At 59.1% G+C, this 4,650-nt stretch carries 9 protein-coding genes; all 9 read left to right on the forward strand.

The window, feature by feature from the left end:
* The first annotated feature begins 105 nt into the window (after positions 1–105).
* Complete coding sequence (locus RVY79_RS16480; RefSeq protein ID WP_317465557.1) at positions 106–384, forward strand: CopG family ribbon-helix-helix protein; 279 nt, start codon at positions 106–108, stop codon at positions 382–384.
* Positions 372–662: a type II toxin-antitoxin system RelE/ParE family toxin gene (locus tag RVY79_RS16485; protein ID WP_317465559.1), complete on the forward strand. Its 291-nt coding sequence runs from the start codon at positions 372–374 to the stop codon at positions 660–662. The genes RVY79_RS16480 and RVY79_RS16485 overlap by 13 nt, the downstream gene beginning before the upstream one ends.
* A gap of 119 nt (positions 663–781) precedes the next feature.
* On the forward strand, positions 782–1,093 hold the full coding sequence (locus tag RVY79_RS16490) for a hypothetical protein (protein WP_317465560.1): 312 nt from the start codon (positions 782–784) through the stop codon (positions 1,091–1,093).
* Between the two features lie 10 nt (positions 1,094–1,103).
* Entirely contained in the window at positions 1,104–1,625 is a 522-nt protein-coding gene (locus RVY79_RS16495; RefSeq protein WP_317465561.1) for a hypothetical protein, read from the forward strand.
* Positions 1,626–1,673: 48 nt separating this feature from the next.
* Positions 1,674–2,510: a 3'(2'),5'-bisphosphate nucleotidase CysQ gene (gene cysQ, locus RVY79_RS16500; protein WP_317465562.1), complete on the forward strand. Its 837-nt coding sequence runs from the start codon at positions 1,674–1,676 to the stop codon at positions 2,508–2,510.
* Between the two features lie 118 nt (positions 2,511–2,628).
* On the forward strand, positions 2,629–3,081 hold the full coding sequence (locus RVY79_RS16505) for an antitoxin Xre/MbcA/ParS toxin-binding domain-containing protein (protein WP_317465564.1): 453 nt from the start codon (positions 2,629–2,631) through the stop codon (positions 3,079–3,081).
* A complete protein-coding gene (locus RVY79_RS16510) occupies positions 3,078–3,542 on the forward strand; it encodes an RES family NAD+ phosphorylase (RefSeq protein WP_317465565.1) in 465 nt (154 codons plus the stop codon). The genes RVY79_RS16505 and RVY79_RS16510 overlap by 4 nt, the downstream gene beginning before the upstream one ends.
* A gap of 9 nt (positions 3,543–3,551) precedes the next feature.
* Positions 3,552–3,974 carry a hypothetical protein gene (locus RVY79_RS16515; protein ID WP_317465567.1) on the forward strand — a complete coding sequence of 141 codons (423 nt, stop codon included), beginning with the start codon at positions 3,552–3,554 and terminating at the stop codon, positions 3,972–3,974.
* Positions 3,971–4,462, forward strand: a complete 492-nt coding sequence (locus tag RVY79_RS16520) for a hypothetical protein (RefSeq protein ID WP_317465569.1) — start codon at positions 3,971–3,973, stop codon at positions 4,460–4,462. Before RVY79_RS16515 ends, RVY79_RS16520 begins: the two co-directional genes overlap by 4 nt.
* Positions 4,463–4,650 lie beyond the last annotated feature (188 nt).

Consider the following 4,650-nt stretch of genomic DNA (forward strand, 5'->3'; position numbering starts at 1 on the left):
TGCGATGATGAAGGAATGGCAGACCAAGCGTCCTGAGTTATTTACCAAGCGGGTAGTCAATCACACGGGACCCGACAACTACGTGCTTTAATCACGGAGGCTGACATGGCGACCCCGACATCCATCAAGCTCGACGACGACTTGAAAGGAAGGGTGCAGCACTTGGCCGATGCGCGGCGACGCTCGCCGCACTGGCTCATGCGTGAAGCCATCGAGCAGTATGTCGTGCGTGAAGAAAACCGGGAAGCCTTCAAGCAGGATGCGCTCCGGGCTTGGGAGGACTACCAGGCGACGGGCCTGCACGCGACTGCAGACGATGTAGAGAAGTGGCTGAATAGCTGGGGAACGGATCATGAAGAGCTCGCCCCTACATGCCACGAGTGATCTTCGCCCCGGCAGCGATCAGCGACCTCGAGCGGCTGCGTGAATTCTTGCAACCGAAGAGTCCCGCAGCGGCCGAGCGAGCTGCTCAGGCGATCCTCCAAGGCGTCCAGGCACTCGGAGAACATCCGCATATCGGACGCCCAATCGACGACCTGCCAGAAGCCTACCGGGATTGGCTGATTGACTTCGGCGATAGCGGCTATATCGCCCGGTACCGTGTCGACGCTGACACCGTGGTAGTGTTGGCCATCCGTCAACAGAAAGAAGCGGGCTTCTAGCTGTGTCGTCCAGTCACTATGCCACTAGCCACTCTATCCATGGTATGTCACGTGGGGTGTGAGAAGCTGCTCAGGCCGACGTCTTGCTTTAAACTGCAAGGAAATGAGTTTCGCTATAAATGAATACTTCACATCAAGAGGTGATCGGCATGCAAGTATCTCCTCCGATTGACAAGGAAAGCTTACGCGCAGAGCTCAAACGCGAGCTGCGTTCCGACTTCCTGCAGGATATCCGCATCGAGTCTGGCATTGATAGCTCCGGTGACGAGGCGGTCTGGGTCTGGCTCGTCGTGGATGAAGGCGCGATGGGAAGCCAAAAAAACAAAAACAAAGTCAAGAACATCAGGGAAAGCATCTACCGGACGTTTTCCGAACGTGCCCCCGGTGTTTTTCCTTATATTCGTTTAGAAAATCCCAAAGCCCAAGCATAGGAGGTCTTAGGTGTCGCTTTCACAAGACCTCCTCGAACAGGCACGCATTCTCGAACGCAAGGAACCCAAACGACCTAAGCAAGCTAGCTTACGTCGTGCAGTTTCCACGGCGTATTACGCCCTGTTTCATCGTCTGATTGACCTGTCGAGCCGTGAGATCGTCAGTGGGCAGGTCGACTGGGGCTTACGGGAAGCCGTGGCACGCTCCCTCAATCACGCGGACATGCGTAGAGTATGCAAAGGGATCGCGAGTCGCAATCCGCCTTCGCCCATAGCCTCTCTACTGGGCCAACCGCTTAAGCTGGATAGTGGCCTGCTATCGGTATCGGAAGCGTTTGTCGATCTTCAGCAGGCGAGGCATGAAGCCGATTACGATCTGGCAAGGCGGTTTACGCGAGACGATGTCGCGGCGCTGGTCGATTTAGCCGAAGACGCATTTGCAGGCATTGATGCATTGAAACGCCGCAATGCTCGTCAATACCGTACCTTTCTTCTCGCCTTGGCCTTTCATCCCAGTTGGTCTCGCGCCTGATAGCCCCTTAGCTCGACTCTTTAAGTTTTGTACGAACCAGGAAACCCGATGACCGATTTTATTACCGATTCCATGCGCAATCGCCTTATCGAGGGCGTTCACGCCGCCGGCCAGGAGGTCATGGCGATCTACCATCGCGACTTCGACATCGAGGAAAAGGCCGACGCCAGCCCGCTTACCGAGGCGGACATGGCCTCGCATCACGCCCTGGTCGGGCTGCTGGAAGCGCTCACCCCCAAGGTGCCGATTCTCTCCGAGGAATCCGCCGAGATCCGCTACGAGACCCGCCAAACGTGGCAGCGTTACTGGCTGATCGACCCGCTGGACGGCACCAAGGAATTCATCAGCCACAACGGTGAATTCACGCTTAACGTCGCCCTGGTGGAAGACGGCGTGCCGGTGTTCGGCATCGTCCACGCACCGGCGCTGGCAAACGGTCCCGCGACCTGGTGGGGCCAGCACGGGGAGGGCGCCTACAAGCGCGAGAACGACGGCGACGACCAAGCGATTCACGCCCGCGCCTTGCCCGACCCCCAGGCCGCGCCCTGGAAGATCATCGGCAGCCGCCGCCATGGTGCCGAAATCTTCGAAGCCTTCTGCCAGCGCCTGCCCACGCATGAATGCGTCTCCATGGGCAGCTCGTTGAAGCTATGCCTGGTCGCCGAAGGCCAAGCCGATCTCTACCCGCGCCTCGCGCCCACCTGCGAATGGGACACTGCCGCCGCCCAAGCCGTCGTCACCGCCGCCGGCGGGCACGTACTCGATGTCGAAACGCTCCAACCGCTGCGCTGCAACCAGCAAGACAGCGTCTTGAACCCCTTCTTCATCGTCTGCGGCCAACGCGACGCACGCTGGGAAAACGCCCTGCGCGAAAGCATCGCCTAGCGCGGTCATGAGCCGCGAGCTACGAGCGGCGGGCTATAATGCTGACGAAGCTCGAGCGCGCTATCCGCCACATCATCTGATATACTGAAAATGTATCAAGTGATTTAAGGGGTGGGCCATGCAAGGCGCGATCAAAGAGTATCGACCCAAGGCGGTAGACCGGAAGGGGGACTTCTGGCAGACCTTGGGCTTGCCTTCACGAGGGCCAACACTGCATGAAGCGCTGAGCGAAGGCATCCCCTATAAGGTTTTCACAACGCTCGCGGCTGCGTCTGGCCTGGAGAGCAAGGAATTGGCGCGTTATGTCGCGATTTCCCCCGCCAGCTTGCAGCGTCGAGCGAAAGCAGGGTACTTCAAGCGGGACGAGGGCGACCGGCTGTATCGCTTTGCTGAAGTCTACAAGAGCGCCGTCGACCTGTTCGAGGGCGATCAAAATCGGGCGAACACCTGGCTTCTCAATCCGGTGCGGGGGCTAGGTGACCAGAGGCCGGTGGAGATGATCGCGACGACTGCGGGGGCGGAGGCCGTGTTGGACCTGATCGGGCGGCTTGAGCACGGCGTGTTCGCATGAGCACGGTGTCTGGATACCGACTCGTCAAGCGGAAATGGCTCAAGAGTGCCTTCGACGGTGAGGGCGCCCGATTGTACGGTGGGCGTTGGAACAGCAAAGGCAACGCCTGCGTGTACCTCGCGAGCGTTGAATCGCTGGCCATGCTCGAGGTAATGGTGCATATCAACGACTACCGCTTGTTGGAAGACTATGCGCTGCTCGAGGTAACGTTTCAGGAAGACGACCTCATGCGCCTTCCAGAAGATGGACGCCCGGATGACTGGATGGTTGAGCCAGCGCCCTCATCGACCGCCGAGGTCGGCGACGGTTGGCTGGAAAGCCAGTCGAGCCTCGTGCTCGCCGTGCCGAGCGTCGTGGTGCCCAGAGAAACGAATTACCTCGTCAACCCGGACCATGCTGGATTCAAAGCGATGGTCGAGGGCGCCAAAGAAATCGTGCTTGTCCCGGATAAACGTCTTTGATGCTCTTCAGTGCCGCCATACGCGCTGGCACGCTTCGAGCCACGAGCTACAATACTGCCCGAAGCCGCTCTTCACAGCGCCCCGAACCTGGCGCTCGAAGCCTGGGCCGAACGTCTTGCCGAGATGAACACCATGCGCCTAACAGATAGCCAACGACAAACCATCCGGCAGCTCGTCACCGACGAGCTTGGTTCGGGCAGCACCGTGAAGCTTTTCGGCTCACGGCTGGACGATAGCGCCCGTGGCGGCGATATCGACCTGTTCGTTGAAATTGACGCGCCGGTGGAGCATCCCGCACAGCTCTCCGCTCGGCTCAGTGTGCGTATCATGCGCGCCATGCACGGGCGAAAGGTGGATGTACTGCTGAGTGCGCCGAACCTCAATGAGCAGACGATACACAGGCTGGCACGAGAACAGGGGGCTTTTCTATGAACGTCAATTCTATGAGCGACAATCTTGCGGAGCGCTTGGGCTTCCTGAAACGCGTCGTCGAGCGTGAGATCCACCATCTTCGCTACTCATCGGATAGCGTGTTTGCCTCGCCGTTCACCGAGGAGCGTGCCGCCAGGCTGGGTGAAGATGAGGCATTGGCAGAGAAGCTGGAAGCCTACACCAGTCGGTTCTGTCGACTTCAGGACACGACCGGCGACAAACTGCTTCCTCTTTGGTTACGTGCCCTGGGCGAGCAGACAGGTGCAGTCGCCGACAACCTGGATCGCGCCGAAAAGCTCGGTGTGCTCGATTCTGCCGACAAGTGGCTCGAGATTCGTCAGACCCGCAATCAAATGATCCATGAATACATCGAGTCCCCTCAGGTTCTAGCCGACGCGCTCAATACGGCGCATGGCTATCAGGAAACGCTCATAGCGTTTGCCCATGCCATGCTCAGTGACGCCAAGCGGAGGAGTCTGCTTGAGTAAGCGGGGCTACGAGTCAAAAGCTGCGAGCTACGAGAAACGAGAAACGAGAAACGAGAAACGAGAAACGAGAAACGAGCAACGAGCGGGGGCGGCGGGCTAGGAGCTACAATCCTGCCGAAGCCCGAAGCCCGAAGCCCGAAGCCCGAAGCCCGAAGCCCGAAGCCCGAAGCCCGAAGCCCGAAGCCCGA

It is taken from the genome of Chromohalobacter sp. HP20-39, from assembly GCF_033052815.1.
Classification (GTDB): domain Bacteria; phylum Pseudomonadota; class Gammaproteobacteria; order Pseudomonadales; family Halomonadaceae; genus Chromohalobacter.